Genomic DNA, 23,886 nt, shown 5'->3' with positions numbered 1-23,886 from the left:
AGCCAACCTGTAATGCATCAACCGGTACGACAACACCGTCCCCTTGAATGTCCCCTTGAATGTCGGGTCTCAGGACCTCCGTGACAGATCAGTCTCGGGACCTGCGTGACACGTCCGGCTAGACGATCTTGCCCTGGTTGCGGTGTGGGCTCTTACTGTGCTGGGTTGAGCCGGGCTCGAATAGCGGCGAGGGCTTCGCCGGGTTCGGTGGTGTCGACCCGGTCATCGGCTTCGACGGTGAACGGTGCTTGTCCGTCTGGGCCGGTGTCGACCTGCACGATGTCGCGGGTCTGCCCGAGACCGAGGAAGTAGACGTTGTTGTCGTCGCCGGGTTGGGTCTTGTCGAGTCGTTCCACCCACAAGCCGGGGTGTTGCTGGCGAAGCGTGTCGAGCAGCTCGTCAAGCGGGCCGCCGGTGCGGTCTGTGGCCTGCCAGACACGGGTGGGGAACGGTTGGAACGGTTGACTGGGCACCGAGTCAGCATGGCATCAACCCCGGATTGTGCTTCACCCCGGTGATCTCCACGAAGACTCGGCGGTCTGTCACGCAGGTCCTGATACCGATCTGTCACCCAGGTCCCGAGACCGGACAGAATATCCCCTTGAATCCGCGTTCAAGCTTCTGCACGTCTTTTAAGGCGGCCCGACAAGCGGACCACACGCGCCGCCGCCGGGGCGTGGCCTGCACTCCGCTGTCGCTCCGTGCCGGCCACGCAAGATGCCCGGCGGCATGCGCGGAGATTGGGAAGCCCGGAGGCCGGCCGCATCAGCGAGCTGGCGGTGGTCGCGGGGTTGCCTGCTTCAGTACCGGACGACGGCGAACACTATCGGCGGCGTGTTCCCGCAAGCCAGGCGGTTGGCTACGTCCGTTTCGAGAGCCGACGGAACGGAAAGTGGCCCCTATTTCGTGCGCTCAGGGTGCATGTCGCCCGGCGTCACCGGGCGGCCAGGGACGGTCATGCACAACTGTCCCGGCTCAGCACCGCACACCGGGCAGGGGCGGTACGACTCGACGGAGCCCGGATCGAGGCCCCTCGCCTGGGCCGCTCGGGCGATGTCATCGGCCGCCTGGTGCAGCTCAAGGTCCCGATGTCTCACGGCAGCCTTGTGGATTCGCTGGAGCGCGCTTCGCGCCAGCTCCCCTGGGTCAGTCATCCGACTGACCTTCCCGCCGTGCGCGCTGTCACACGCACACCTGTTGGCCTGCGGAAACGCGCGGTGCCGGCCTTCTTCAGCATGTCGAAGCACTACTGCTCGCAGCACCGACGCGCGAGGTGAACGGTGATGTCGGCGGCAATCTCGACCGTCTCGGGCAGGACCTGCATGATCTGACCGAATACCTGCTCCCGCTCCAGGGTCGGCATTTCGAGATAAGCCGAAATGGTCGAGAGATGGCCGACGTAGTCGCGCGCACTCATCGTCGCCCGCCGCACGATCACGGACTGCCGAACATCGGCGAACCACTCAGACCGGCGGAGCTCCGTACCCGGCCACTGCATGTCATGTCCCGGAGGCGTCCCATCTGGAGACATCCTCGCTCTCCAAGAACGGTGCCCGGGCCGCGCGAACAGCTTCTTCCACAGCCGGATCGGCCAGCTGGAGTGGTCCACCGAACGAGGCGAACACGCCACCCGGCTCCAGCAGCGCGGCCATGCGCGACCACCGGCCCTCCGGATTCGTCCAATGCAGCGCCGCTGCCGCATACACCAGCCCGTAGCGCTCGCCCGGTCGCAAGTCCTCGACCGCGGCTTGCACGGTCCTGACGTTTGCTGCCACGTGCTTTCGCAGCTCGGCGAGCATGGCCCCGTCAGGCTCGGTCGCGGTGACCGTGAGCCCTCGTTCAGCGAACAGACGGGTTGCTTTGCCGGTCCCGGCGCCAATCTCCAGGGCAGTCCGGACCGGTTGACCCGCGTACGTCATCACCATGTCGAAGAGTTCCACGGGATAACCCAGCCGGAACCGTTCGTATGCTTCCGCCACCACTCCGAAGCTCAGTGCGCGACGAGACATGGCGAGCATCCTGACACGATCTGCGCCGTCGATGCCCGGACTTTCCGCGCGCCCCAGCCGCCCAGGTCGGCACAGGTGACGGGAGGGCCGCCCGAGTTCCGCCTCAACGTCCGATTCCGGCCCCGTCCCCTGGTCTGGCGGGCTGGGCGGGATGGTCGGTCTGCCCGCCGACGTGGGGCAGGCCAGCCCGACGCTGATGAATGGCTGCTGTCCCATCGGGTACGCGGACTGCGGTACGCGAAGGATCCGGTGCGGAAACGCGCACGACTGATCTGACGTACGCGAGAGGGGATGCCGGCGATGAAGGACAGGATCCTGAAGGGGTTGCGGAGGAAGGCGAGCGCGATCGTGGTGCGCCGCCGAGCCAAGGATTCCGTGATCAGCAAGCCGACCGGCGCCAGAAGGCCCGGCAGGCGTTTCCAGTGACAGCGCGACCGGCCGGGGGCTGAATGGCCACCCGGCCGGTGGCGAGGAACTGTCCTCCCCGGTCCGCCGTTGACCATGTCGATGACGGAGTGCGTACCCGAGTGCGGTTGCGCGGCGAACAGCGAGCCCGGGTCGACCGGTCGGGTCGCCGCTGCGCGGCTCGCCAATCGTCCAGCAGGAAATCGTTGATTCCGCTGTCGTCGTGCGCGGGATCGAGTGTCGCGCGGAACTCGTCCTCGGTCAGGGCGTACGTCGGGCCCGGCTCCTCGCGGTGGTACGCGCCCCGGTCGTACACGTCCTGACGTAGCTGCCGGAGCGCAGCGGCGACGTCCGGCTGGTAGGCGACGCTGTACGACCAGCCCGAAGCGCCCACGTCTCAACCTCTCGACCGTTACCCGGACTCGCGATCTCCCGAAGGTCGACCCGACCGTAGTGGGGCGGTCGGACAGGCCGTCGGGGGTCGCCGCCCCGCAGACCGAGTCGATCCCAGCCGGTCAGGATGCGCAGCGGTCGAAGCGTTCGTCCACCCCTCGTCCGGCGAGCCGTCGAACGTCAGCAGCGCGAACCCGCGTCCCGTGGTCGACCAGTAGGGCGTCGCCGAACGCGTACCGGTCGGGCGACCCGTGGTCCCGGGCGGGGCCGGCCTCGCGGACGCCGAGGTCGAGCCGTACCCATCGCTCGTCCTCGTCGGCGAGCCGCCAGGTGCCGGCTGGCGGCCGTGGGTCGGCGACCGGCGAAGTAGGTCCCGTCGCACCTCGGCTCCGCGGTGGAACGCCACCAGCAGCGCGCCGCCGGGCCGCAGCACCCGCCGCATCTCGACGAAGGCCGGCCGCAGCTCCGCGCGTCGCAATGGATGGCCGAGTACAGCGCGACCGCCGCGCCGAACTCACCGTCCGCCGCCGGCAGGCTCAGCAGGTCGCCCTCGCGGAACTTCAGCCGGCGGGCGACGGCGGGTCGACCCACTGGGTCATGTCAACGAGCACGTCGCAGTAGTCGTCGGGTACGTCGATCCGCGGTTGGATCGGCAGGTCACCGACCCGGATGAGGGATTCGAGTTCCTGGGGCAGGCTCGCGGCGGTCCCCCGGATGGCGTGGCCGTTGGCGTGCCTGAGTGGAAAGTCGATGCCGTAGGTCGTGCCGTCCTCGGCGGCCCTGAGGTACGACCGGCACCGCTGGCCGGCCTGGAGCATGAATCCGGTGAACGTGAAGACCTCGGCGAACCACGGTGGATCACCGCCGTAGGCGAGCATGGCGAACAGCCGGGCAAGGCCGTGCTCGGGACCGACCCGCCCGGCCAGCGCGGCGATCTCCGCCGGCGATACCGGGACGATCGCGTTGTGGTGACTGTCCCGGGTGAGCGACGGGTTGCTGCGGTGCCGCTCGAAGTCGGCCGTGAGGACAGTGCGGACATGGTCGACTGCCGCCTCCGCGCGCAGTACCTCGCCGTTGTCGGCCAAACTCTCCAGCGCGAACTCGGCGGCGACCCCAGGTCCGGCGTCGCCGGCCCACAGCGCGATTCTCGTGTGCCCGTCGTCCGCGCGGACGATGCCCCTGACCGTGGGACCACCTGGGGACGCCGTCACCAGAAGCGGCAGCGTGCTCCGCAGTATGAACTGGTGGACGGCGTCCCTCAGGCTGTTCGCCATTCTCTGGCAACTCCTCGATTCGGTTCCGAGCTAGGACGGAACCTTGTTGACCCAGTCGGGGCACTTGTTCTCGCCCTGGCAGTACGCGGTGATCACGCCGACCGGTTTGCCGTCGGGAGTCTCGTAGGCGTAATCGCTGCTGTGGCGTGCGTTTTGCGTGATGACCCGGACGATTTTGTGGATCGCGCCGTTGCCCGTGTTCACCACGTAGGCGATGTACTCGATCCGGTTGCCGTTTATCTTGTCCGGCTTGGTCGTCTTGAAGGCGGCCTCCAGGGGAGCGAAACTCCGGAGATTGTGCCGAACGGCGTAGTGATTGTATCCGAGCGCGCCGTTGCCCAGCCGGACCGGCACGGTCCGGTTGGACCGGTCCCGGTACTCCTTCAAGATGATCCACCACTCGGCCGGCTTGCCGCCGCCCGGATCCATCTCGATCGCAGGGGCGGCGCCGGACGCCTGCCTGTCGCTCGTGGCGACCGTGACCCTGGCCTCGTCCGCCAGCTCGGACACCTTCGGCGGCACCGTGGACGGCACGCCCCACTGCTGCTCGTACTGCTCGGGTGAGAGGAAGGTGACGGACGCTGTGGCCGGCTGGTCGGTGCCTTCCGGCGCCGCGTGGGCGGCGGTGGCGCCGGTTGCCAGGACGCCGACGACGGTGGCCGCCGCCACGACTTCCCGCACTGTGGCCGACGACTTCTTCTTTTCTCTACTGCGCAAAGCGCCTCCCCGTGATTTCCAGTTCCGATCTGGTAGGAGGCTAGTCGAATGTGGATGACGACGAACGTCTATGTGCCTGTGAGAAGATCCACATAAGCATCGGACTTGTCGATATTTTCCCCTGCAAATGCCGGCGCGAAGTTTTTGGATCAGCTGATGTAGTGCAGGATCACGTTGTGCACGTGGTGGCTCTTCTGCGCGCCCCGGAACTCCACCTCGTAGGTGTGTGTGCCGACGTGGACGGCGATCGCTCCGGTGGAGAAGAACGAGCCACCCCACGACTTGTTGCTCACCACGCTCACGCTGGTGATCTTCGAGTACGGGATGCTGGTGATGGCGTACCGCTTGCCGATGAACGACCGGTCCTGAATGATCACGCGCCGGTCGGTGAGCCCGATGAACCCGGTGCCGGTGCCGACGGCGTCGTAGACGGCGATGATCTGCTCTCCGTCGAGCAGTCCACTCTGGATCTGCTGGAACTGCTCCTTGCGGTCGTACGTCGCATTGGCCATGGATCCCACGGTAGGAAGCGGACGCCACCGGCCGAATCGACTAGTGTGCACGCCGCACGGGGGATGCGGGGGAAGGGACCGGACATGACCACGGACGACACCAGGGCGAGGCAACCGACGTCGCCCGGCCTCGCCGAGCCGGCCGCGGGTGAGTGGGAGCCGTGGGCGGGGCCCCGGCCGCGTGGGCGGATGAACCGCCTGGCGGTCGCCGCCTTCGTCCTCGGCCTGCTCGGCGGGGTGCTGGGGGCGGTGGCCGGGGTGGTCGCGCTGCACCGGATCAGGCGGACCGGGGAGCGGGGCCGGGGTCTGGCGGTCGCCGGCCTGGTGCTCTGCGGCGTCTGGGCGCTGGCGCTGGTGCTGGTCCTCACCGGGGTGGTGTCCCGGCCCGACCCGGCGGTCGGCGTCCGGGGGCTGCGGGCGGGTGACTGCTTCCGCGTCGACGACACCCCCACGGGTACGCGCACCGCGCCGGAGGAGGTCACCACGGTGCCCTGCACCGCGCCGCACGACGCGGAGCTGGTCGACCGCCTGCCCGCCTACGTTCGGCACGCCGGCGAGGCGTACCCGGGTACGGCCGCGCTGTCGGCGCAGGCCGAGGCGGCCTGCCGGCAGCAGCAGCGCAGCTACGTCCTCGACCCGCTCTCGCTCCCGCCGGACGTGCGGCTGCGCTGGTACGTCCCGTCGCGGGTCGAGTGGCCGACCTATCCGCAGATCACCTGCTATCTGGCCGCCGGGTCGACGCCGTTGACCCGGCAGCTGCGCCAGGACGCCACGGTGGTCCGCCCCGAGCAGTTGGCCTACCTGATGGCGACCCGCGAGCTCGACGAGGCCCGGGCCGTCCTCGCCGCCCAGGGCCCGACCGCCGCGCCGGCCGAGCTGCGCGCCATGGTGGCCCGGACGGCGACGGCCAACGGCCGGTTCTGGCTCGCGCTCAGCGCCCAGGCGTGGCCGGCGCAGGTCAAGGAGCCGATGGAGAAGCTGATCGCCGAGGCGCAGGAGGCCGCGGCGTACTGGCGGGACGCCGAGAAGGCCGCCGACCGTGACCAGACGCTCCGGCTGGTGGCGCAGGCCGAGCAGCGCCGCGAGCCGCAGACGGAGCTGGCCGTACGCCGGGCCCTGGGTCTGTCCACCGTGCAGGGCGAACCGGCGCGCTGACACGCGCGAGCCCCGCCGGTCGCGTCGGGGACGCGGCGCGGCGGGGCCGCGGAGGTGCGGTCGTCAGTGGTTGGTGCGCGGGTCGTCGTCGCGGCTGCGGCTGCCCGACTTCGCCAGGCCCCGGCTGACCAGGTAACCGATGGTCAGCAGGGTGATGTACCACCAGGCCTTGTCGGCGGCGAAGTAGTCCCCGCCGTTGTTGGCGGCGCCGTCGCCGACGGCGTTCGAGGCGATCAGCACGCCGATCACAGAGAGCAGGTAGACGGCGAGCTCGGTGGTCTTCCACGAGGGCTTGGTCTCGTCGCCGTGCCGACGGGCGACCCGCACGTCGTGGTGGCCGAGGTGGTCACCGTGGTGGTCGACGCCGTGGGTGGTGACGTTGGTGCCGGTGGGCGTGGTCATGTCAGCTCCAAAGGGGATAACTTCGTGTGGGTTAGTCCTCTACGGGCCTTTTCAGCCTGCCCGTGCCGAAGCTTGTACCCTGGGCGACTTCACGGAAACGACAGATTTTCAGGAAAGTCTCAGGAGGGGACGACGGACCGTCGCCGACCGGCCACTCGGCCGGCCCGGTCCCGCACGTTCCGGCGAGGCCGGGCGGCACCGGCGAGCCCTAGGCTGGGAGCGACGCCGCCGATCACCCCGGCGGTGGGGGACGGGGGCCGACGATGGAGACGTGCCACCAGGCTGCGGCCTCGACGGGTGCCGCTCAGGAGGCGGTGACTGCCCGGTACGCGTCCTCGATGCGGGCCGCCAGCAGGACCTCGCCCTCGGTCAGCGGCTCACCGTCACCGTGCCCGACCCGGATCTGGGTCTTCTCGTCCCGGCGACTGATCTCGGGACGTAGCCGGAGCGCGTCCGCGACCACCTTGACCCGTTCGGTCAGCGCCGCGTGCTGGGTGTCGTCCATCACGAGGGTCCGCCGGATCTGCTCACCCTCGCGGGTCCACCCGGTGAGGAGCGTCAGCGCGTCGCTGAGGTAGTCGTGCTTCGACCGGCTGTTGAACAGCCCGCGCATCACCGCACCTCCCAGGCGTCGTTGCCGGCTTGTGGCCAAATCGTCGCCGTCCCGTGTCCTCGCGATGTCCCTAGTCTGTCGTCAGTGGGACGGTGTGTCCACGCCCACACTTCCGTGTTCTGCTGACCTACCGGTCGGGGACGGTACCCAAACCGACGATTGATCTGGCACGCTGGACGCCCGTGCGGACCGAACGGGTAGGCGGAAGCGGACAGGCCGAGCGGCGCGAGCCGAAGGTGGTCGTCGGGGCGGCAATCATCCGCGACGGGCGGGTGCTGGCCTGCGCGCGGTCCGCGCCGCCGGAGGTGGCCGGGATGTACGAGTTCCCCGGCGGCAAGGTCGAGCCGGGCGAGAGCGAGACCGCCGCGCTGGCCCGTGAGTGCGCCGAGGAGTTGGCCGTACGCGTCGAGATCGGCGACCGCGTGGGGCGCGACGTCCGGATGGCCCACGGCCGCTCGGTGCTCAAGGTGTACGCGGCCCGGCTCCTGCACGACGACCAGCCGAAGGCGCTGGAGCACCAGGCCATGCGCTGGCTCTCCGCCGCCGAGCTGGACACCGTCACCTGGCTCCCCGCCGACGTTCCCATCGTGGCCGCCCTCCGCCCCCTCCTGCTGACCGCCCCCTGACCCCCGGGGTCCGCCCGGCGAAGTTGTCGCCCCGACACGCCGACCCGGGCGACAGCTTCGTGATCAACGAGCTGGACGACCCCGGGGGAAAGCGACAGGGGGGCGAAAAGGGGACGGGGGCCGGCGGCTGTCGCCGCGGCCCCCGTCGATGCTCGTCCTGATCAGTGCTTCTCGTCCTGGCTCGGGTGAGCGAAGTTGAGGTGCTCCGGCGGCAGCGGGAAGGTGACGTCGTCGCCGAACGGCGACGGTGCCGCCGCCCGGTCGAAGGTCAGCTCCGTAAGCGGCAGCCGGCCGGTGGCGTCGACCGCCGGGGCGGTCGGGTGCGGGACCTCGCGGTGCCAGTTCACACCCTGCTGGGCCTGCACCTCGGCGAGCGGATCGTGCGAACCCCCCGCGTGCGAGTGGACCCCAGCCTGACGAGCGCCGCTGTGCACCGCGGACTCCTTCCCCGCGCTGCCCGCGGTGCTCTGGGGCGTGTCACCCCGACGGAAGATCTTGCTACCAAGCCACACGAGGGGATCGTACCTGCGGTCGACGACCCGCTCCTTCATGGGGATGATCCCGTTGTCGGTGATCTTGATGTGCTCGGGGCAGACCTCGGTGCAGCACTTGGTGATGTTGCAGAAGCCGAGGCCCTGCTCGGCCTGCGCGTAATCCTTGCGGTCCGTCTTCGCGTCCAGTGGGTGCATGTCCAGCTCCGCCGCCCGGATGAAGAACCGGGGGCCGGCGAAGGCCTGCTTGTTCTCCTCGTGGTCGCGGATCACGTGGCAGACGGTCTGGCACAGGAAGCACTCGATGCACTTGCGGAACTCCTGCGAGCGCTCCACGTCGACCTGCTGCATCCGGTAGTCCCCGGGCGCCACGTCGGCCGGCGGCGCGAAGGCCGGCATCTCCCGGGCCTTCTCGTAGTTGAACGAGACGTCGGTGACCAGGTCCCGGATGACCGGGAAGGTGCGCAACGGGGTGACCGTGACCGTCTCGGCCTCCTCGAAGGTCGACATCCGGGTCATGCAGCTCAGCCGTGGCTTGCCGTTGATCTCCATCGAGCAGGAGCCGCACTTGCCCGCCTTGCAGTTCCACCGGCAGGCGAGGTCGGGCGCGTCGGTGGCCTGGAGCCGGTGGATGACGTCGAGGACCACCTCCCCCTCGTTCACCTCGACCGTGTAGTCCTGCAGGTCGCCGCCGGTCTCGTCGCCCCGCCAGATCCGGAACTGTCGCTTGTTGCCCATTACTTGCCCGCCTCCTCAGCGAGGGCGTCGAACTCCGCGAGCTCCTCGTCGGTCAGGTACTTGGCCAGCTCGGCACGGTCGAAGAGGCCGATCAGCTCCGGCCGCATCGTCGGCAGCGGCTTGTGGTCCAGGCGTACGGTGTCGCCGTCCAGCGAGCAGACCAGGTTGACCCGCCGCCACTTCGGCTCCATCGCCGGGAAGTCCTCCCGGGTGTGCCCGCCGCGGGACTCCTGCCGCTCCAGCGCCGCCTTCGCGGTGCACTCCGACACCACCAGCATGTTGCGCAGGTCCAGGGCCAGGTGCCAGCCCGGGTTGTAGCGCCGGCCGCCGCTGGCGCTGACCTTGGCCACCCGCTCGCGCAGCTCCGCCAGCCGGCGCAGCGCGTCGATCAGCTCACCCTCCCGCCGGATGATCCCGACCAGGTCCCCCATCACCGCCTGGAGGTCCTGCTGGAGGGTGTACGGGCTCTCACCGGTGTCCCGCTGCAGGGGCGCCAGCGCCGTCTCCACCGCCGCCTCCACCGCGCCGATCGACACCTTCGGCCGCGCGCCGAGCTGGTCGGCGTACGACGCCGCGTGCCCGCCGGCCCGCTTGCCGAAGACCAGCAGGTCGGACAGGGAGTTGCCGCCGAGCCGGTTCGAGCCGTGCATGCCCCCGGAGACCTCACCCGCGGCGAAGAGCCCGCGCACGATGCCGTACGCGGCGCCCGAGTCCGGGTCCACCTCCACGCCACCCATCACGTAGTGACACGTCGGGCCGACCTCCATCGGCTCGGCGGTGATGTCGACGTCGGCCAGCTCCTTGAACTGGTGGTACATCGACGGCAGCCGGCGACGGATCTCCTCCGCCGAGCGGCGGGAGGCGATGTCCAGGTAGACGCCGCCCGCGGGCGTACCCCGGCCGGCCTTGACCTCGCTGTTGATCGCGCGGGCGACCTCGTCGCGGGGGAGCAGCTCCGGCGGGCGCCGGTTGTTGTCCGGGTCGGTGTACCAGCGGTCCGCCTCCTCCTCGGTCTCCGCGTACTGCTTGCGGAAGACGTCGGGGACGTAGTCGAACATGAACCGCTTGCCCTCGGAGTTCTTCAGCACGCCGCCGTCGCCGCGCACCGACTCGGTGACCAGGATGCCCTTCACCGAGGGCGGCCAGACCATGCCGGTGGGGTGGAACTGGAGGAACTCCATGTTGATCAGCGTCGCCCCGGCGCGCAGCGCCAGCGCGTGACCGTCCCCGGTGTACTCCCAGGAGTTCGAGGTGACCTTGTAGGACCGGCCGACGCCGCCGGTGGCCAGCACCACCGCCGGCGCCTCGAAGAGGACGAACTCGCCGGACTCCCGGTAGTAGCCGAACGCGCCGGCGATCCGGTCACCGTCGAGCAGCAGCTCCGTGATCGTGGTCTCGGAGAAGACCTTGATCCGGGCCTCGTAGTCGCCGTGGTCGCGCTTGTCCTCCTGCTGAAGGGAGACGATCTTCTGCTGGAGGGTGCGGATCAGCTCCAGGCCGGTGCGGTCGCCGACGTGCGCCAGCCGCGGGTACTCGTGACCGCCGAAGTTGCGCTGGGAGATCTTCCCGTCCTTGGTGCGGTCGAAGAGCGCCCCGTAGGTCTCCAGCTCCCAGATCCGCTGCGGCGACTCCTTCGCGTGCAGCTCGGCCATCCGGAAGTTGTTGAGGAACTTGCCGCCGCGCATGGTGTCGCGGAAGTGGACCTGCCAGTTGTCCCGGTTGTTCACGTTCCCCATGGCGGCCGCCGCGCCGCCCTCGGCCATCACGGTGTGCGCCTTGCCGAAGAGCGACTTGGAGATGATCGCCGTCTTCTTGCCCGCCAGCCGGGCCTCGATCGCCGCGCGCAGGCCGGCGCCGCCGGCCCCGATCACGACGACGTCGTAGTGGTGTCGTTCGATTCGCGTCTCAGTCATGTCCCGGGCCTTCAGTTGATGAACCGCAGATCGTTGAACCACCCGGCCGCGACCGCCATCACGTAGAAGTCGGTGAGCGCGAGGGTGCCGAGGGTGATCCAGGCGAGCTGCATGTGCCGGACGTTCAGGGCGGAGATGAAGGTCCAGGCCTTGTAACGCATCGGAGCCTTCGAGAAGTGCTTGAGCCGGCCGCCGATGATGTGCCGGCAGGAGTGGCAGGAGATGGTGTACGCCCACAGCATCACCACGTTGCCGAGCAGGATGATGTTGCCCAGCCCGAAGCCGAAGCCCTTCGGCGAGTGGAAGGCCAGGATCGCGTCCCAGGTGTTGATCAGCGAGATGATCGCGGCGGCGTAGAAGAAGTAGCGGTGCAGGTTCTGCCCGAGCAGCGGGAACCGCGTCTCGCCGCTGTACGCCTTGTGCCCGTCGGGCACCGCGCACGCCGGCGGCGACAGCCAGAACGAGCGGTAGTACGCCTTGCGGTAGTAGTAGCAGGTCAACCGGAACAACAGCAGGAACGGCAGGGTCAGCGCGGCGTCCGGGACGATCCACCAGCCGGGCAGGAACCGGCCGAAGTGCGAGGCACCCTCGATGCACCGGTCGGTCACGCACGGGGAGTAGAACGGGGTCAGGTAGTGGTACGCGTCGACCCAGTACCAGTCGTGCATGAAGACCCGGACCGTCGCGTACGCGACCCAGGCGCTGAGCCCGAGGAAGGTGAGCAGTGGGGCGAGCCACCATCGGTCGGTCCGCAACGTCTTCGCCGCGATGGCGGCGCGCGCCCGCGCCCCCAGCGGCTTCGTTGCCGTTGATGTCATTCGAGTCGTCTCCCTGACGGGGCCCTCGCGGGCGGCGGATCACGTTCCGTTCGGTCAGCGGACCGGTGGGACTGGGGTCCACTGCCACGTCTTTGCGCACACCAACGACCGCACCGGCGTGACGGCGCAGCTAAGTGACACACGTTACGCCGATCTCCACGGCCCGGCCGCGCAACGCAGTGTCCCGTGTGTCCCGCAGGTTGGAAAGACCCGGAGCATGATCAATGTCCGTCAACCGGGAAAGATCGTCTCCGGTTGACGCCGGACGGTCAGCCGGAGACCCCGCCGATGGTCCTGCCGGCCAACGCGGTCACCGCGTGCCGCTCCGACTCCAGGCAGGATTCCACCAGATCCGCCATGGCGGCGAAGAGCTCCTGCCGGCCGACCGCCCCGAGCTGGTCCTCGGCGGTGAACTCCTCGGCGAGTTCGGCCAGGCGCCGGGTCAGCTCCCGGATCTCGGCCTCGGCGTCGCGCCCCCGGCTGAAGACCAGCGCCATGCGCTGCTCGGCCACCTCGGTGTACGCGCCGAGTCCCTGCACCGTGTCCAGGGCGAGTGCCGCGAGGCGCGACCACTGTTCACCGGAGTGGCGAAACAGCGCTGCGGCCTCGGTGAGCCGGTCGCCGACCAGGGGTGCGGCCTCGTCGAGGAAGTCGGCGTAGACCGGCCGGGTGGCGCCGGGCGCGGTGTACTCCACCTCCAGGCACTCGTACAACCGGCGCACCCCGTGGAAGAAGGGCACCGGGGCTCCGAAGCGCCGGGTCCAACCGGTTCTGGTGCGGGTGTCGCGCAACTGGTGGGCGAGCTTCGCCATGCCGCTGAAGCCGAAGTTGGTGTCGAAGCTGTTGTGGAGGACCGGACCGGTCAGGTGTGCGACGGTGGTGGCGACGGCGTCGCGGATCGCGGTCGGCAGGTCGGTCCGCTGGCGGCTGGCGGTGACCGTGACGGCCTGGTGGCGCCCCTTGCGGTGGGCCGACCAGGCGGCGGCGAACGCCTGCACCGGGAGTTGGCGGGGGTGCGGCCCCTCGTCGTCCAGGTGGAGGACATCCCCGTCGACGCCGGCGACCACCACCGGATAGGGGTCGTTGCCGGGCCCCGGCTCCAGCCCGTGCCACGGGAGTCGACTGCGGTCCACGGTGGCGAAGACGGGTCGGCCTCCGCCCAGCGCCGTCCGGAGCCGGTCGATCGCCGGTCCCGCCTTCGAGCTGTGTTCCTCGACGTACGGCAGGCCCAGCCGGTCCAGCGCGGCCGGTACCCAGGGCTGTGGATGGTGCTGGGCCACGATGGTCAGCAACGGGGGCAGATCGCGGTACTCGAACACCGCGTACATGAATCCCACACCGCCGCCGAGCCCGGCGAGCATGGCCTCGGTGTACGGGGCGTCGGTGTGCGGCGCGCGCACCCCCTGTGCCGCCAGCACGTGGGCGAGCAGCCCCGACTCGCGGTGCTGGCGGGGACCGAAGGTGCGGTAGCCGGGCACGAGGCCCGGCGGGAGCACCCGGTCCGCCGACGGCTCGGCGTGGGCCAGCACCTGGCGGCGGGCGGTGGTCCAGCTCTCGCCGGTGGCCGCCATGCGGGCCCGTACCCGCTGCTTGAGCTTCTTCTGTTCGGTCATGAGCTACGCCTTCTGGACAGCGCGACCGCCGTACCCCACGCCGGCGTCGCGTCCATCCGGCGGATCGGCCCGAACGACACGCGTCACTCGCGATGGCAACGGGCCACCTTCGCCCCCGCTCGGCCAGGCGGCGTGGGCGCCAGGTCAGGAGGTCCGGCACGCGAGCGTGCGCGCGACCCCGCTACCCGAGGGAAGCCGGAGGCGCCGCCGGTGAAGTTCCACGCCGCCAGGCGCAGCGCCGGCGCCTCCCACCAGACCCCGTCCAGCCGGTCCGGCTGGCGGACCGGCCGTCGGCCGAGGCCGAGCACCGCGCCCGGCGCCAGCGCCCGCGGGTACGACTCGGTGAACCGGAAGTCACGGACCGCCCGCGTCGGCACGCCGTCCTCGACCAACCACACCCCGTTGCGGGTCAGCCCCGTGATCACCAGGCTCTTCGGATCGAGCACCCGGGTGTACCAGAAGTCGCTGACCAGCAGCCCGCGCTCCATCCCGGCGACCAGCGCGGCAGTGTCCCCGTCCGCCACCGCCCCGGGGGTGACCTCGGCGCCGCCGTCGGGCCGCCCGCCCGGGCCGGTGGCGGCGAGCAGGCGGAGGTTGCGTGGGATCGGGCCGAAGGTGGAGGCGCCGACCATGCCGTGGCCGGTGGACCCGGTGCCCACCTCGGCGCCGCTGCGCCGGTCGTGCGCCACCGCGCGGGTCACCCCGGCCTCGACCAGCGTCAGCGCCCGCCGGGCGCTGCCCTCCAGGTCGTACGGGAGGGCGGAGGCGTGCAGCGGGTCGTCGACCAGGGTCACCGACGGGTCGAACTGGGCATTGCCCGGTTCGGCGAAGGACTGCCGCTCGGCGTACCGCTTGCCGTTGAAGCCGTACCAGGAGAAGTTCTGCAGCAGGTCGCCCACCGCGGCCGGCTCCAGCACCACCTCGTACCGGCCCGGGGGCAGCTCCACCGGGTCGGCGGCGGCGCGCGCCTTGCCGGCGGCCCGGGTGCCCAGCGCCGCCCCGTCGAGGTCGGCCAGGCGGTCGGCGCAGAGCCGCGCCACCCCGTCCGCGCCGCCGGCCCGGGCGATGCCGTCCATCGCCGCCTCGGTGGTGCGGCCCTGCGCGGTGTGGCCGGCGGAGTTGGCGAACGCCCCGGACCGGTACGACGTCCGGCAGTAGCCGGCCGCCTCCAGGCCGCCCACCGCGTCGACGAAGGCGCGGACCCGGTCCGCCCGCGCGTCCGGCTCGGCGTAGGCGGTGTCCTCGTCGAGCAGGCCGCTGGAGCGCACCGCCGTGGGCGGGGTCAACCCCGGCCAGGCCGGGTCCGGCGGGCAGAGCCGCGCCGCCGCCACCGTCCGCTCGACCAGCGCGTGCAGGCCGTCGGCGTCGACCAGGCTGCCACCGCCGGCGGCGGTCCGGCCGTCGACGTGCAGCCGCAGCCGCACCGAGACCCCGGACTCGGCCACGTTCTGGTGGATGAAGGAGTTGGCGAACCGGGTCAGCGCCAGGTCGTGCCGGGTCACCGCCACCTCGGCCTGCGCGTCGGGGCCGGCCAGCCGGCGGACCAGCTCCACCACCTGACCGGCGACGTCCAGCTCGGTCATGCACGCACCCCCACTCGGACGGAACGGAAGCGGGCCGGGGCGGCCGGGTGGCCCGTGTGGCCGACCTGGCCGGGCTGGCCCTTCCCGCAGTTGGGCGTGCCCCAGGCGACGGTCTCGGCGGAGAGCATGTCCATCGAGCGCCAGAAGAGTGGGCCGATGCCGGTGTAGGTGGGGTTGCGCAGCATCCGCCCGCGCCGGCCCTTCTTCACCTCCCAGCCGATCTCGCAGCCGAACTGGAAGTTGAGCCGCTTGTCGTCGATCGACCAGGAGCGGTTGACGTCCATCAGCACCCCGTCGTCGGTGGCGGCGATGATCTCGTCGAGCGTGTGCGGGCCGGGCTCCAGGCCCACGTTGGTCATCCGGACCATCGGCAGCCGGGCCCAGCCGTCGGCCCGTACGCTGCCGCCGTGGTCGAGACCGGCGACGGCGGCCGAGTCCCGACCGGCGAGCACGCCCACCCAGCGCCCCTCGCGGACCGCGTCCCGGCGGACCGCCGGGGAGCCCTCGTCGTCGAAGCCGAAGCTGCCCAGCGCGCCCGGGATGGTCGGGTCGATGGTGATGTTCATCAGCTCGGAGCCGTAGCGCAGCGAGCCGAGCTGGGCCAGGTCCAACCAGGACGTGCCGGCGAAGGCGGCCTCCCAGCCGAGGATGCGGTCCAGCTCGATGGCGTGGCCGACCGACTCGTGGATCTGCAACGCGAGCTGTTCGCCGCCGAGGATGAGGTCGGTCTCGCCGGCCGGGCACTCGGGCGCGGTGAGCAGCGCCCGGGACTCCTCGGCGATGCGCGCGGCGTGCGCGGGGAGGTCCAGCGACTCGACCAGTTCCCAGCCGGTGGTGCCGTACTGGCCCCGGTAGCTGGGGTAGGAGCGGCGCTGGGTCTCGCCGTCACCGATGGAGGTGGCCGAGATGCCGCCGCCGCACTCGCGGATGCGCTGGTCGATCCGGTGCCCCTCGCTGGAGACGAACCACTTGGCGGTGTCCCAGATCTGGTAGAGCCCCTCGGCCAGGTCGGCGCCGTGCTCCCGCATCGTCGCGGTGGCCCCGACCAGCAGGTCGCCCTTGTCGGAGAGGGCGACCCCGAGCGGGTCGACCCGGTACGACGAGGCCCAGCTCGCCACGGTCGCGTCGGTCGGCACCAGGTCGATCGGCGGGCCGGGCACCCGCGCGCTCGCGGCGGCGATCGCCGCGGCGCGCCGGCCGGCATCGCGGGCCGCGGCGTCGGACAGCTCGGGTACGGCGTGGAAGCCCCAGCTCGATCCGACCAGCGCCCGCACCCCCAGGCCGATGCTCTCGTCCTGGGTCAGCTCCTCGATGGCGCCGTTGCGGGCCGACATCGACTCGTAGCGGCGGTGCATCACCCGGGCGTCCGCGTACCGGGCGCCGGCGTCGAGGGCGGCCTGGACGGCGGCGGAGGCCGCGTCGAACTCGGTCATGCGCCCGACCCTAGGCGAGCCGGCCGACATCCGTCAGGGCAGTAGCTCCTCCGGCCTGATGGTGGCGCGAACCGGTTCGGTCAGCTCCAGCGTCTCGCCGACCTTGGCCACCGACTGCTCCACGTAGTGCCGGCTCTGCCGGCGATAAAGGTGCAGGGTGCCGTTCTCCTGCTCCACCAGGAGGTACCACTCGATACCTGCGGTGGCGTAATAGTGCATCTTGAGCACCTTGTCGGTCGCCGCGTTGCTCGGCGAGATGATCTCGCAGACGAGACGGACGTCGTGCGCCTCGATGTTGACCTCGTCGAAGTCGATCTCACCGGTGACGACGAGATCGGGGATGAGAATGCGACCCGGCCGTAGCCGGACGTTGACCGCCTCCAGGACCCGGAGTCGCGCTTCGCGAGCCGGCTGCCGCAGGACGGCCCGAAGCTCGCCGGAGATGTTCTGGTGGCGGGGAGTGGGGGCTGGGGTCACGTGGAGGCTCCCGTCGAAGAGTTCGACGCGTTGCTGCGTCTCGCCGAGGGCGAGGTACTCCTCTTCGGTCCACGGTCCCTCGTGGTCGAACACCGCCGCGGTCATGGTCACCTCCACCTCGTGCCGGCGGGAATCCTCCCGCGGGTGCCGCCACCATGGTCGCACCCGAGGTGCGACCGTGGTGGCACGACATCGAGTTGCCGGGGTGGATGTCCTGGTGAGGGCTGTTCACGCCCGTTGTCGACTCGTTACGCTGTGGGCCGCTGACAGCTCCGCCGCTTGTAGCTTATTTTCACCCTCGAATCTTTGTTGTAGGTTCTCTACAACCTGAGGGAGGCGGTCGTGGCCAGTCCGGAACCCGTGCCGTCCGGGCAGTCGGACGACCGCCCCGGCGTGCCGGAGCAGCGCGCCGTCGAGGCGGCCCACCTGCGGGTCGACGACCTGCGGGTCAGTTTCGCCACCACCGACGGCGTGGTGCGCGCGGTCGACGGGGTCTCCTTCGACGTGGCGCGCGGGCGCACGCTCGGCATCGTCGGCGAGTCCGGCTCGGGCAAGAGCGTCACCTCGCTGGCCATCCTGGGCCTGCACGACGCCAAGCGGACCACCATCACCGGGGAGATCACCCTCGGCGGTCGTCAACTGGTCGGCCTCGGAGACGAGGAGGTGCGCCGGCTGCGCGGCCGGGACATGGCGATGATCTTCCAGGACCCGCTGTCGGCACTGCACCCCTACTACACGGTGGGCCGGCAGATCGCCGAGGCGTACCGGGTGCACCACCCGGGGGCGGGTCGGCGGGAGGCGCGTACCCGGGCGGTCGACATGCTCGGCCGGGTCGGCATCCCGCAGCCGGCGCGTCGCTTCGACCAGTACCCGCACGAGTTCTCCGGCGGCATGCGGCAGCGGGCGATGATCGCGATGGCGCTGGTCAACGACCCGGACCTGCTGATCGCCGACGAGCCGACCACCGCCCTCGACGTGACCGTGCAGGCGCAGATCCTGGACCTGCTCACCGACCTGCAGGCCGAGTTCCACTCGGCGATCATCCTGATCACCCACGACCTGGGCGTGGTCTCCCAGGTCGCCGACGACGTGCTGGTGATGTACGGGGGCCGGGCGGTCGAGCGGGGCACGGTCGAGCAGGTGCTGCGGCGCCCCCAGCACCCGTACACCTGGGGGTTGCTGTCGAGCGTGCCCTCGCTGCACGGCGACGCGGACGCGGACCTGGTGCCGATCCCCGGCACGCCGCCCTCGCTGATCAACCTGCCGTCGGGCTGCGCGTTCCACCCGCGCTGCCGGTACGCCGGCCGCAACGGTGACCGCTCGCGCACCGAGGTGCCCGAGCTGGGCCCGGCGGGCGAGGCCGGCCACCTGGTCGCCTGTCACCTGTCCGCGCAGGAGCGCACCCGGCTCTACCAGGAGGACGTGGCACAGGTGGGAGTGGCCCGATGAGCGAGACCGAACCGCTGCTGCGGGTACGCGGGCTGACCAAGCACTTCCCGGTGCGCACCGGACTGCGCAGCCGGGGGCTGGTGCGGGCGGTCGACGGGTTGGACTTCGACGTGCGGCCGGGGGAGACCCTGGGCCTGGTCGGGGAGTCCGGCTGCGGCAAGACCACCACCGGCCGGATGCTGGTGCGGCTGCTGGAGCCCAGCGCCGGGACCATCGAGTTCGCCGGCCGGGACATCACCCACGCCCGGCGGCGGGAGCTGCGGCCGCTGCGGCAGGACCTCCAGATCATCTTCCAGGACCCGTACGCCTCGCTGAACCCCCGGCACACCGTGGGCCGGATCGTGGCGATGCCGTTGCAGGTCAACGGCATCGACCCGCCCGGCGGGGTGCGCAAGCGGGTGCAGGAACTGCTGGAGCTGGTCGGGCTGAACCCGGAGCACTACAACCGCTACCCGCATGAGTTCTCCGGCGGACAGCGGCAGCGCATCGGCATCGCCCGGGCGCTGGCGCTGCGGCCCAAGCTGATCGTCGCCGACGAGCCGGTCTCCGCGCTGGACGTCTCGATCCAGGCGCAGGTGATCAACCTGCTCCGGGACCTGCAACGCGACCTCGACCTGGCGTTCGTGTTCATCGCCCACGACCTGGCCGTGGTGCGGCACTTCTGCCAGCGGGTCGCCGTCATGTACCTCGGCCGGATCGTCGAGGTCGGCGACCGGGCCGACATCTACGAACGGCCGCAGCATCCGTACACCCGGGCCCTGCTGTCGGCGATCCCGGACGTGACGGCGCTCGGTCCGGCCGGCCGGATCCGGCTGGCCGGCGACGTCCCGACGCCGCTGGACCCGCCCTCGGGCTGCCGGTTCCGGACCCGCTGCTGGAAGGCGCAGGACGTCTGCGCCACCGAGGAACCGGCCCTGGTGCCCCGGGACGGCGGCCGGCAGGCCACCGCCTGCCACTTCCCCGAAGGGGAACCGGCCGGCACGAGCCCCGAAGGGGAACCGGCCGGCAGGAGCCCGGAGGCCGGCCCGGTGGCCGCCGCCGGCCCGGTGGTCCCGGTGCGGCCGGCGGAGTCGGTGGAGTCGGCGGGTTCGACGGCTCCGGCCGCGTCGACGCCCCCGGCCGGGTCGACGCCCCCGGCCGGATCGGTGGGCGCGAGCGGCGAGGAGGTGGCGAAGTGAGTCTGTCCCCGATCGAGGGCGTGGCGCTGGCGGAGATCGAGTCCGGCGGCGACGGCGACGCGCCGCGGAGCAGAGGCGTCGTCGGCCGGTCACCCGGCCAGCTCGCGCTGGCCCGGCTGCGCCGGGACCGGACCGCCCGGGTCAGTGCCGCCCTGCTGGTCTTCTTCGTGGTGGTCGCGCTGGTCGCCCCGCTGTTGTCCATCGTGTACGGCGTCGGTCCCGGCGAGGACTTCAAGGACAAGCTGGACTCGTGCTGCGGCATGCCGCTGGGCTACCTGGGCGGCATCTCCGGCGAGCACTGGTTCGGGCTGGAGCCCGGCACCGGCCGGGACATCTTCATCCGGATGGTGTACGGCCTGCGGACCTCCCTGCTGATCGCCTTCTCGGCGGCGGTGCTCAGCACCGCGCTCGGCGTGACGCTCGGTGTCGTCGCCGGCTACCTGGGCGGCTGGGTCGACGCGGTGATCACCTGGATCACCGACCTGGTGCTGGCCATGCCGTTCCTGATCATCGCGCTGGCCCTGACGCCGACGCTGGTGCTGCGCTTCTACGGCGAGCGCGACGCGGTGCCCGAGGCGTTCGGCGTGGCGATGCTGATCGCGATCTTCGCGGTCTTCGGCTGGACCAGCACCGCCCGACTGGTCCGCGGGCAGGTGATCGCGCTGCGCGAGCGGGAGTTCGTGGAGGCCGCCCGGGCCAGCGGCGCCGGCCTGGGGCACATGCTCTTCCGGCAGCTGCTGCCGAACATCTGGGCGCCGATCCTGGTGGCCTTCTCGCTGGCGGTGCCGCAGTTCATCACCAGCGAGGCGGCGCTGGCCTTCATCGGCGTCGGGCTCTCCGAGGAAACGCCGAGCTTCGGCCGGATGATCTTCCGGAGCCTGCGCTACCTGGAGACCGACCCGATGTACGTCTTCTTCCCCGGCGTCACGATCTTCCTGCTGGTGCTGGCCTTCAACCTCTTCGGGGACGCGCTGCGCGACGCGCTCGACCCGAAGTCGTCGCGGTAGGGGTGCCGACATGGCCCGTTTCCTGATCAAGCGGATCTTCTCCGCCGCCCTCACCCTCTTCGTGGTGAGCGTGCTGACCTTCCTGATGTTCTTCGCGCTGCCCCGCGACCCGGTCAGCGGCATGTGCCCGAAGAACTGCAACCCGGAGCGGCTGGAGCGGGTACGCCAGGAGCTGGGGCTGCGCGACCCGCTCGTCACCCAGTACGCCGGCTACATGAAGGGCATCTTCACCGGCCGGGACCTGGGCAGCGCCCAGGGCGGGCGGTGTGACGCCCCCTGCCTGGGCTGGTCCTACGTGGCCAACGAGGCGGTCTCCGACACCATCGCCCGGGTGCTGCCGGTGACGCTGAGCATCGTGATCCCGGCGGCGATCCTCTGGTTGCTGCTCGGGGTGGGTCTCGGCATGATCTCCGCGCTGCGTCGGGGCACCTGGGTGGACCGGGCCGCGATCGGCTTCTCGCTGACCGGCGCCTCGTTGCAGCTCTACTTCGTCGGCGCGGTGCTGCTGCTGGTCTTCGTCTACACGACGCGGCTGCTGCCGGTGCCCGGCTACACGTCGATCCTCGACAACCCGCTGAAGTGGGCGAGCGGGCTGGTGCTCGCCTGGGTCGCGCTGGCCTTCCTCTTCTCCGCCATCTACGCCCGGCTGTCCCGGGCGCAGATGCTGGAGACGCTGTCGGAGGACTTCGTCCGGACCGCACGGGCCAAGGGCCTGGCCAAACCCCAGGTGTACGGGCGGCACGCGCTGCGCGCGGCGATCACCCCGGTGGTGACCATCGCCGGGCTGGACGTCGGCGGGGCGCTGGGCGGCACGGTGATCACCGAGCTGACCTTCGGCCTGACCGGGCTGGGGCGTACCGCCGTGGACGCGGTCAAGGGCGGTGACCTGCCCACCATCATGGCCACCGTGCTGATCTCGGCCTTCTTCGTGGTGGTCGCCAACCTGGTGGTGGACCTGCTCTACGCCGCGATCGACCCGCGGGTCCGGCTGGGCTGACGCGGTCGCGGGTCGGGGGCGGACACCCGATGTACGCCTCGTCGAAATTTATCGACAACTGTTACACAACTCGAAGGTTTTCTTCTTTACGATCCTCGGGACGTCGGCGGGTCCCCGCCCGGCGCCCGCAGAGCACACGGTGGAGGAGGTACGACATGCGACCACGGGTGGCGGCAGCCGCATCCGGCGCTATCGCACTGGTTGTGGCGTTGGGCGCGTGCACGAAGAACACTGACGACGGCCCGGTGGTGGACAACAACCGGAAGCAGACCGGGGTGATCGCGACCGACCCGAAGGAGTCCCAGGGGCCGGCGGCCGAGGTCGAGGGGGCCCAGAAGGGCGGCACCTTCAGCATCATCCGGGAGACGCCGATCTCCCACCTGGACCCGCAGCGGACGTACTCGTTCGCCGGCCTGATGGCCAACCCGCTCTTCGCCCGCTACCTGACCACCTGGAAGGACGACGGCAAGGGCGGCCTGGTGCTCGTCGGTGACCTGGCCGAGACGCCCGGCACCAACGTCAACAACGACTGCAAGGTCTGGGAATTCAAGATCAAGGACGGGGTGAAGTTCGAGGACGGCACCGCGATCACCGCCAAGGAGATCGCGTACGGCATCGCCCGCTCCTTCGACCCGGACCTGCCCGGCGGCCCGACCTACATCCAGGAGTGGCTGGCCGACAGCCCGCAGTTCGACACCAAGTGGGACTTCAAGAAGAACAAGACCGGGCTGCCCCCGGGCCTGACCACGCCGGATGCGAAGACGCTGCGCTTCGAGTTCGCCAAGCCCCGCTGCGACCTGCCGTTCGCCGTCTCGCTGCCGACCACCGCGCCGCTCAAGCCGGAGATGGACACCGGCGTCAACCTCGACCAGAAGCCGTTCTCGTCGGGGCCGTACAAGGTCGCCAAGCACCAGGTCGGCGTGCAGCTGACCCTGGACCGCAACCCGAACTGGGACCCGAAGACCGACCCGGTGCGGCACCAGTACCCGGACCAGTTCGTCTGGACGTTCGGCCCGACCGCCGACGCCGCGAACAACCGGGTGATCGCCGACAACGGCGCGGACCAGAGCGCGCTCGCGTGGAACTTCGTGCCCGCCTCGCTGGTGGCCAAGGTTGCCGGTGACGCCAACCTGAAGTCGCGCACCATCCTCTCCCCGACGCCGAGCGCCAACCAGCTGGTCATCAACACCCAGCGGGTCACCGACCTCAAGGTCCGGCAGGCGCTCAACTACGCCATCGACCGGGACGGCCTGATCAAGACCCTCGGTGGCTCCTCCGTGGCGGCCCCGCTGACCACGCTGATGCCGCCCGCGACGATCGGCTACCAGGCGTACGACGCGTACCCGGCGGGCGCCAGCGGCGACATCGACAAGGCCAAGGAGCTGCTCGGCGGCCAGACCCCGCAGCTCGTCCTCGGCGCCTCCGACGACTCGGAGGAGCAGGAGATGGCCACCCAGATCAAGAGCAACCTGGAGAAGGCCGGCTTCAAGATCACGATCCGGAACATCCCGGACGACGCCAAGCTCGACGAGATCAAGAAGAAGAACAACCCCTGGGACCTGTACATCGGCAACTGGGCGGCGGACTGGCCGAGCGGCGCGTCCATCCTGCCCGTGCTCTACGACGGCCGGTCGATCAAGGCCGAGGGCAACAGCAACCAGTCCTACTTCAACGACCCGGCCATCAACGCCGAGTTCGACCGGATCCTGGCCATGTCCCCGGCCGACCAGGGCCCGGAGTGGGGCAAGCTCGATGAGCGGATCATGAAGGAGCACGCCCCGGTGGTGCCGCTCTACGTCGACGTGGCCTACGTCGTGCACGGCTCCAAGGCCGGCGGGGTCTTCATCTCCAGCGTCTTCGGCTACCCGGCCTTCGTCAACGCGCACGTCAAGCAGTAACTCGCGGTAGGGACGGGCCCCGGTCGACAACGGTGTCGGCCGGGGCCTTCCGCGTCTCAGAGACCGTCGGGTAACCGGTTGAGGACTGAGGGTTATAGCGAGACGCGCCGATTGGCGGTGCTCGACAAATAGATCATCCCCGCCATGATCGCGATGTGTGTGCAACAGAGATCGTGGCGGGGATG

The 23,886-nt window shown here is 70.5% G+C and carries 21 protein-coding genes and 1 pseudogene; 7 read left to right on the top strand and 15 right to left on the bottom strand.

All coding sequences use genetic code 11. From position 1 onward, the window contains the following. Nucleotides 1–152 precede the first annotated feature (152 nt). From KBX37_RS17755 to KBX37_RS17735, 6 genes are all read right to left on the bottom strand, one after another. Nucleotides 153–473 carry a hypothetical protein gene (locus KBX37_RS17755; RefSeq protein ID WP_154940200.1) on the bottom strand — a complete coding sequence of 107 codons (321 nt, stop codon included), beginning with the start codon at nt 471–473 and terminating at the stop codon, nt 153–155. 773 nt (nt 474–1,246) lie between these two features. Then, nucleotides 1,247–1,438: a hypothetical protein gene (locus tag KBX37_RS34570; protein WP_247658325.1), complete on the bottom strand. Its 192-nt coding sequence runs from the start codon at nt 1,436–1,438 to the stop codon at nt 1,247–1,249. A gap of 61 nt (nt 1,439–1,499) precedes the next feature. Continuing rightward, nucleotides 1,500–2,018 carry a trans-aconitate 2-methyltransferase gene (locus KBX37_RS17750; protein WP_247658323.1) on the bottom strand — a complete coding sequence of 173 codons (519 nt, stop codon included), beginning with the start codon at nt 2,016–2,018 and terminating at the stop codon, nt 1,500–1,502. Nucleotides 2,019–3,367: 1,349 nt separating this feature from the next. Continuing rightward, complete coding sequence (locus tag KBX37_RS17745; RefSeq protein WP_210777062.1) at nt 3,368–4,018, bottom strand: hypothetical protein; 651 nt, start codon at nt 4,016–4,018, stop codon at nt 3,368–3,370. A gap of 93 nt (nt 4,019–4,111) precedes the next feature. Continuing rightward, on the bottom strand, nt 4,112–4,798 hold the full coding sequence (locus tag KBX37_RS17740) for a hypothetical protein (RefSeq protein WP_210777061.1): 687 nt from the start codon (nt 4,796–4,798) through the stop codon (nt 4,112–4,114). Between the two features lie 149 nt (nt 4,799–4,947). After that, a complete protein-coding gene (locus tag KBX37_RS17735; protein WP_088960401.1) occupies nt 4,948–5,310 on the bottom strand; it encodes a PH domain-containing protein in 363 nt (120 codons plus the stop codon). A gap of 84 nt (nt 5,311–5,394) precedes the next feature. On the opposite strand from KBX37_RS17735, the gene KBX37_RS17730 reads away from it, so the two are divergent. Next, nucleotides 5,395–6,465 (top strand): DUF4190 domain-containing protein, encoded by a 1,071-nt coding sequence (locus KBX37_RS17730; RefSeq protein WP_210777060.1) that lies wholly within the window; start codon nt 5,395–5,397, stop codon nt 6,463–6,465. 63 nt (nt 6,466–6,528) lie between these two features. On the opposite strand, the gene KBX37_RS17725 is transcribed toward KBX37_RS17730, so the two are convergent. Together KBX37_RS17725 and KBX37_RS17720 are read right to left on the bottom strand one after the other, a co-directional pair. Beyond that, nucleotides 6,529–6,867: a hypothetical protein gene (locus tag KBX37_RS17725; protein WP_247658321.1), complete on the bottom strand. Its 339-nt coding sequence runs from the start codon at nt 6,865–6,867 to the stop codon at nt 6,529–6,531. Nucleotides 6,868–7,171: 304 nt separating this feature from the next. Continuing rightward, nucleotides 7,172–7,480: a 4a-hydroxytetrahydrobiopterin dehydratase gene (locus KBX37_RS17720; protein WP_210777059.1), complete on the bottom strand. Its 309-nt coding sequence runs from the start codon at nt 7,478–7,480 to the stop codon at nt 7,172–7,174. Between the two features lie 236 nt (nt 7,481–7,716). On the opposite strand from KBX37_RS17720, the gene KBX37_RS17715 reads away from it, so the two are divergent. Further along, entirely contained in the window at nt 7,717–8,106 is a 390-nt protein-coding gene (locus KBX37_RS17715; protein ID WP_374103781.1) for a (deoxy)nucleoside triphosphate pyrophosphohydrolase, read from the top strand. Between the two features lie 161 nt (nt 8,107–8,267). On the opposite strand, the gene KBX37_RS17710 is transcribed toward KBX37_RS17715, so the two are convergent. The 7 genes and pseudogenes from KBX37_RS17710 to KBX37_RS17680 form a co-directional block, all read right to left on the bottom strand. Continuing rightward, on the bottom strand, nt 8,268–9,335 hold the full coding sequence (locus KBX37_RS17710) for a succinate dehydrogenase/fumarate reductase iron-sulfur subunit (RefSeq protein ID WP_210777057.1): 1,068 nt from the start codon (nt 9,333–9,335) through the stop codon (nt 8,268–8,270). Beyond that, nucleotides 9,335–11,248, bottom strand: coding sequence for a fumarate reductase/succinate dehydrogenase flavoprotein subunit (locus tag KBX37_RS17705; protein WP_210777056.1), 1,914 nt, complete (start codon nt 11,246–11,248; stop codon nt 9,335–9,337). Before KBX37_RS17705 ends, KBX37_RS17710 begins: the two co-directional genes overlap by 1 nt. Nucleotides 11,249–11,259: 11 nt before the next feature. Then, nucleotides 11,260–12,066 (bottom strand): hypothetical protein, encoded by an 807-nt coding sequence (locus tag KBX37_RS17700; protein ID WP_210777055.1) that lies wholly within the window; start codon nt 12,064–12,066, stop codon nt 11,260–11,262. A gap of 269 nt (nt 12,067–12,335) precedes the next feature. Then, nucleotides 12,336–13,679 carry a BtrH N-terminal domain-containing protein gene (locus tag KBX37_RS17695; RefSeq protein WP_210777054.1) on the bottom strand — a complete coding sequence of 448 codons (1,344 nt, stop codon included), beginning with the start codon at nt 13,677–13,679 and terminating at the stop codon, nt 12,336–12,338. A gap of 194 nt (nt 13,680–13,873) precedes the next feature. Further along, nucleotides 13,874–15,262, bottom strand: a pseudogene (locus tag KBX37_RS17690) (TldD/PmbA family protein); the annotation flags it as partial. Next, nucleotides 15,259–16,695 carry a TldD/PmbA family protein gene (locus KBX37_RS17685; protein ID WP_210777052.1) on the bottom strand — a complete coding sequence of 479 codons (1,437 nt, stop codon included), beginning with the start codon at nt 16,693–16,695 and terminating at the stop codon, nt 15,259–15,261. The gene KBX37_RS17685 and the pseudogene KBX37_RS17690, both read right to left, overlap by 4 nt. A gap of 33 nt (nt 16,696–16,728) precedes the next feature. Further along, nucleotides 16,729–17,277: a Uma2 family endonuclease gene (locus KBX37_RS17680; RefSeq protein ID WP_210777051.1), complete on the bottom strand. Its 549-nt coding sequence runs from the start codon at nt 17,275–17,277 to the stop codon at nt 16,729–16,731. 288 nt (nt 17,278–17,565) lie between these two features. On the opposite strand from KBX37_RS17680, the gene KBX37_RS17675 reads away from it, so the two are divergent. From KBX37_RS17675 to KBX37_RS17655, 5 genes are all read left to right on the top strand, one after another. After that, nucleotides 17,566–18,621, top strand: coding sequence for an ABC transporter ATP-binding protein (locus KBX37_RS17675; protein ID WP_307849107.1), 1,056 nt, complete (start codon nt 17,566–17,568; stop codon nt 18,619–18,621). Further along, nucleotides 18,618–19,799, top strand: a complete 1,182-nt coding sequence (locus KBX37_RS17670) for an ABC transporter ATP-binding protein (RefSeq protein ID WP_247658319.1) — start codon at nt 18,618–18,620, stop codon at nt 19,797–19,799. Before KBX37_RS17675 ends, KBX37_RS17670 begins: the two co-directional genes overlap by 4 nt. Further along, nucleotides 19,796–20,806 (top strand): ABC transporter permease, encoded by a 1,011-nt coding sequence (locus KBX37_RS17665; RefSeq protein ID WP_210777049.1) that lies wholly within the window; start codon nt 19,796–19,798, stop codon nt 20,804–20,806. Before KBX37_RS17670 ends, KBX37_RS17665 begins: the two co-directional genes overlap by 4 nt. Before the next feature lie 10 nt (nt 20,807–20,816). Beyond that, nucleotides 20,817–21,803: an ABC transporter permease gene (locus KBX37_RS17660; RefSeq protein ID WP_210777048.1), complete on the top strand. Its 987-nt coding sequence runs from the start codon at nt 20,817–20,819 to the stop codon at nt 21,801–21,803. 155 nt (nt 21,804–21,958) lie between these two features. Beyond that, the gene (locus KBX37_RS17655; protein ID WP_210777047.1) at nt 21,959–23,701 is read left to right on the top strand and encodes an ABC transporter substrate-binding protein; all 1,743 of its coding nucleotides are present in this window, start codon (nt 21,959–21,961) and stop codon (nt 23,699–23,701) included. Nucleotides 23,702–23,886: the final 185 nt, after the last annotated feature.

Origin of the sequence: Micromonospora sp. U56 (assembly GCF_018070095.1) — a bacterium.
In the GTDB taxonomy this organism is placed as follows: Bacteria; Actinomycetota; Actinomycetes; order Mycobacteriales; family Micromonosporaceae; genus Micromonospora; species Micromonospora purpureochromogenes.
Note: the sequence above shows the minus strand (reverse complement) of the source record. Positions and strands in the feature narration are given on the sequence as shown.

What these genes read in the sequence shown, in the direction of transcription:
- KBX37_RS17730 (WP_210777060.1), top strand. Translation starts at nt 5,395, where the DNA reads ATGACCACGGACGACACCAGGGCGAGGCAACCGACGTCGCCCGGCCTC.
- KBX37_RS17705 (WP_210777056.1), bottom strand. Translation starts at nt 11,248, where the DNA reads ATGACTGAGACGCGAATCGAACGACACCACTACGACGTCGTCGTGATC.
- KBX37_RS17750 (WP_247658323.1), bottom strand. Translation starts at nt 2,018, where the DNA reads ATGCTCGCCATGTCTCGTCGCGCACTGAGCTTCGGAGTGGTGGCGGAA.
- KBX37_RS17655 (WP_210777047.1), top strand. Translation starts at nt 21,959, where the DNA reads ATGCGACCACGGGTGGCGGCAGCCGCATCCGGCGCTATCGCACTGGTT.
- KBX37_RS17710 (WP_210777057.1), bottom strand. Translation starts at nt 9,335, where the DNA reads ATGGGCAACAAGCGACAGTTCCGGATCTGGCGGGGCGACGAGACCGGC.
- KBX37_RS17725 (WP_247658321.1), bottom strand. Translation starts at nt 6,867, where the DNA reads ATGACCACGCCCACCGGCACCAACGTCACCACCCACGGCGTCGACCAC.
- KBX37_RS17735 (WP_088960401.1), bottom strand. Translation starts at nt 5,310, where the DNA reads ATGGCCAATGCGACGTACGACCGCAAGGAGCAGTTCCAGCAGATCCAG.
- KBX37_RS17685 (WP_210777052.1), bottom strand. Translation starts at nt 16,695, where the DNA reads ATGACCGAGTTCGACGCGGCCTCCGCCGCCGTCCAGGCCGCCCTCGAC.
- KBX37_RS17700 (WP_210777055.1), bottom strand. Translation starts at nt 12,066, where the DNA reads ATGACATCAACGGCAACGAAGCCGCTGGGGGCGCGGGCGCGCGCCGCC.
- KBX37_RS17680 (WP_210777051.1), bottom strand. Translation starts at nt 17,277, where the DNA reads ATGACCGCGGCGGTGTTCGACCACGAGGGACCGTGGACCGAAGAGGAG.
- KBX37_RS17660 (WP_210777048.1), top strand. Translation starts at nt 20,817, where the DNA reads ATGGCCCGTTTCCTGATCAAGCGGATCTTCTCCGCCGCCCTCACCCTC.
- KBX37_RS17670 (WP_247658319.1), top strand. Translation starts at nt 18,618, where the DNA reads ATGAGCGAGACCGAACCGCTGCTGCGGGTACGCGGGCTGACCAAGCAC.
- KBX37_RS17720 (WP_210777059.1), bottom strand. Translation starts at nt 7,480, where the DNA reads ATGCGCGGGCTGTTCAACAGCCGGTCGAAGCACGACTACCTCAGCGAC.
- KBX37_RS17695 (WP_210777054.1), bottom strand. Translation starts at nt 13,679, where the DNA reads ATGACCGAACAGAAGAAGCTCAAGCAGCGGGTACGGGCCCGCATGGCG.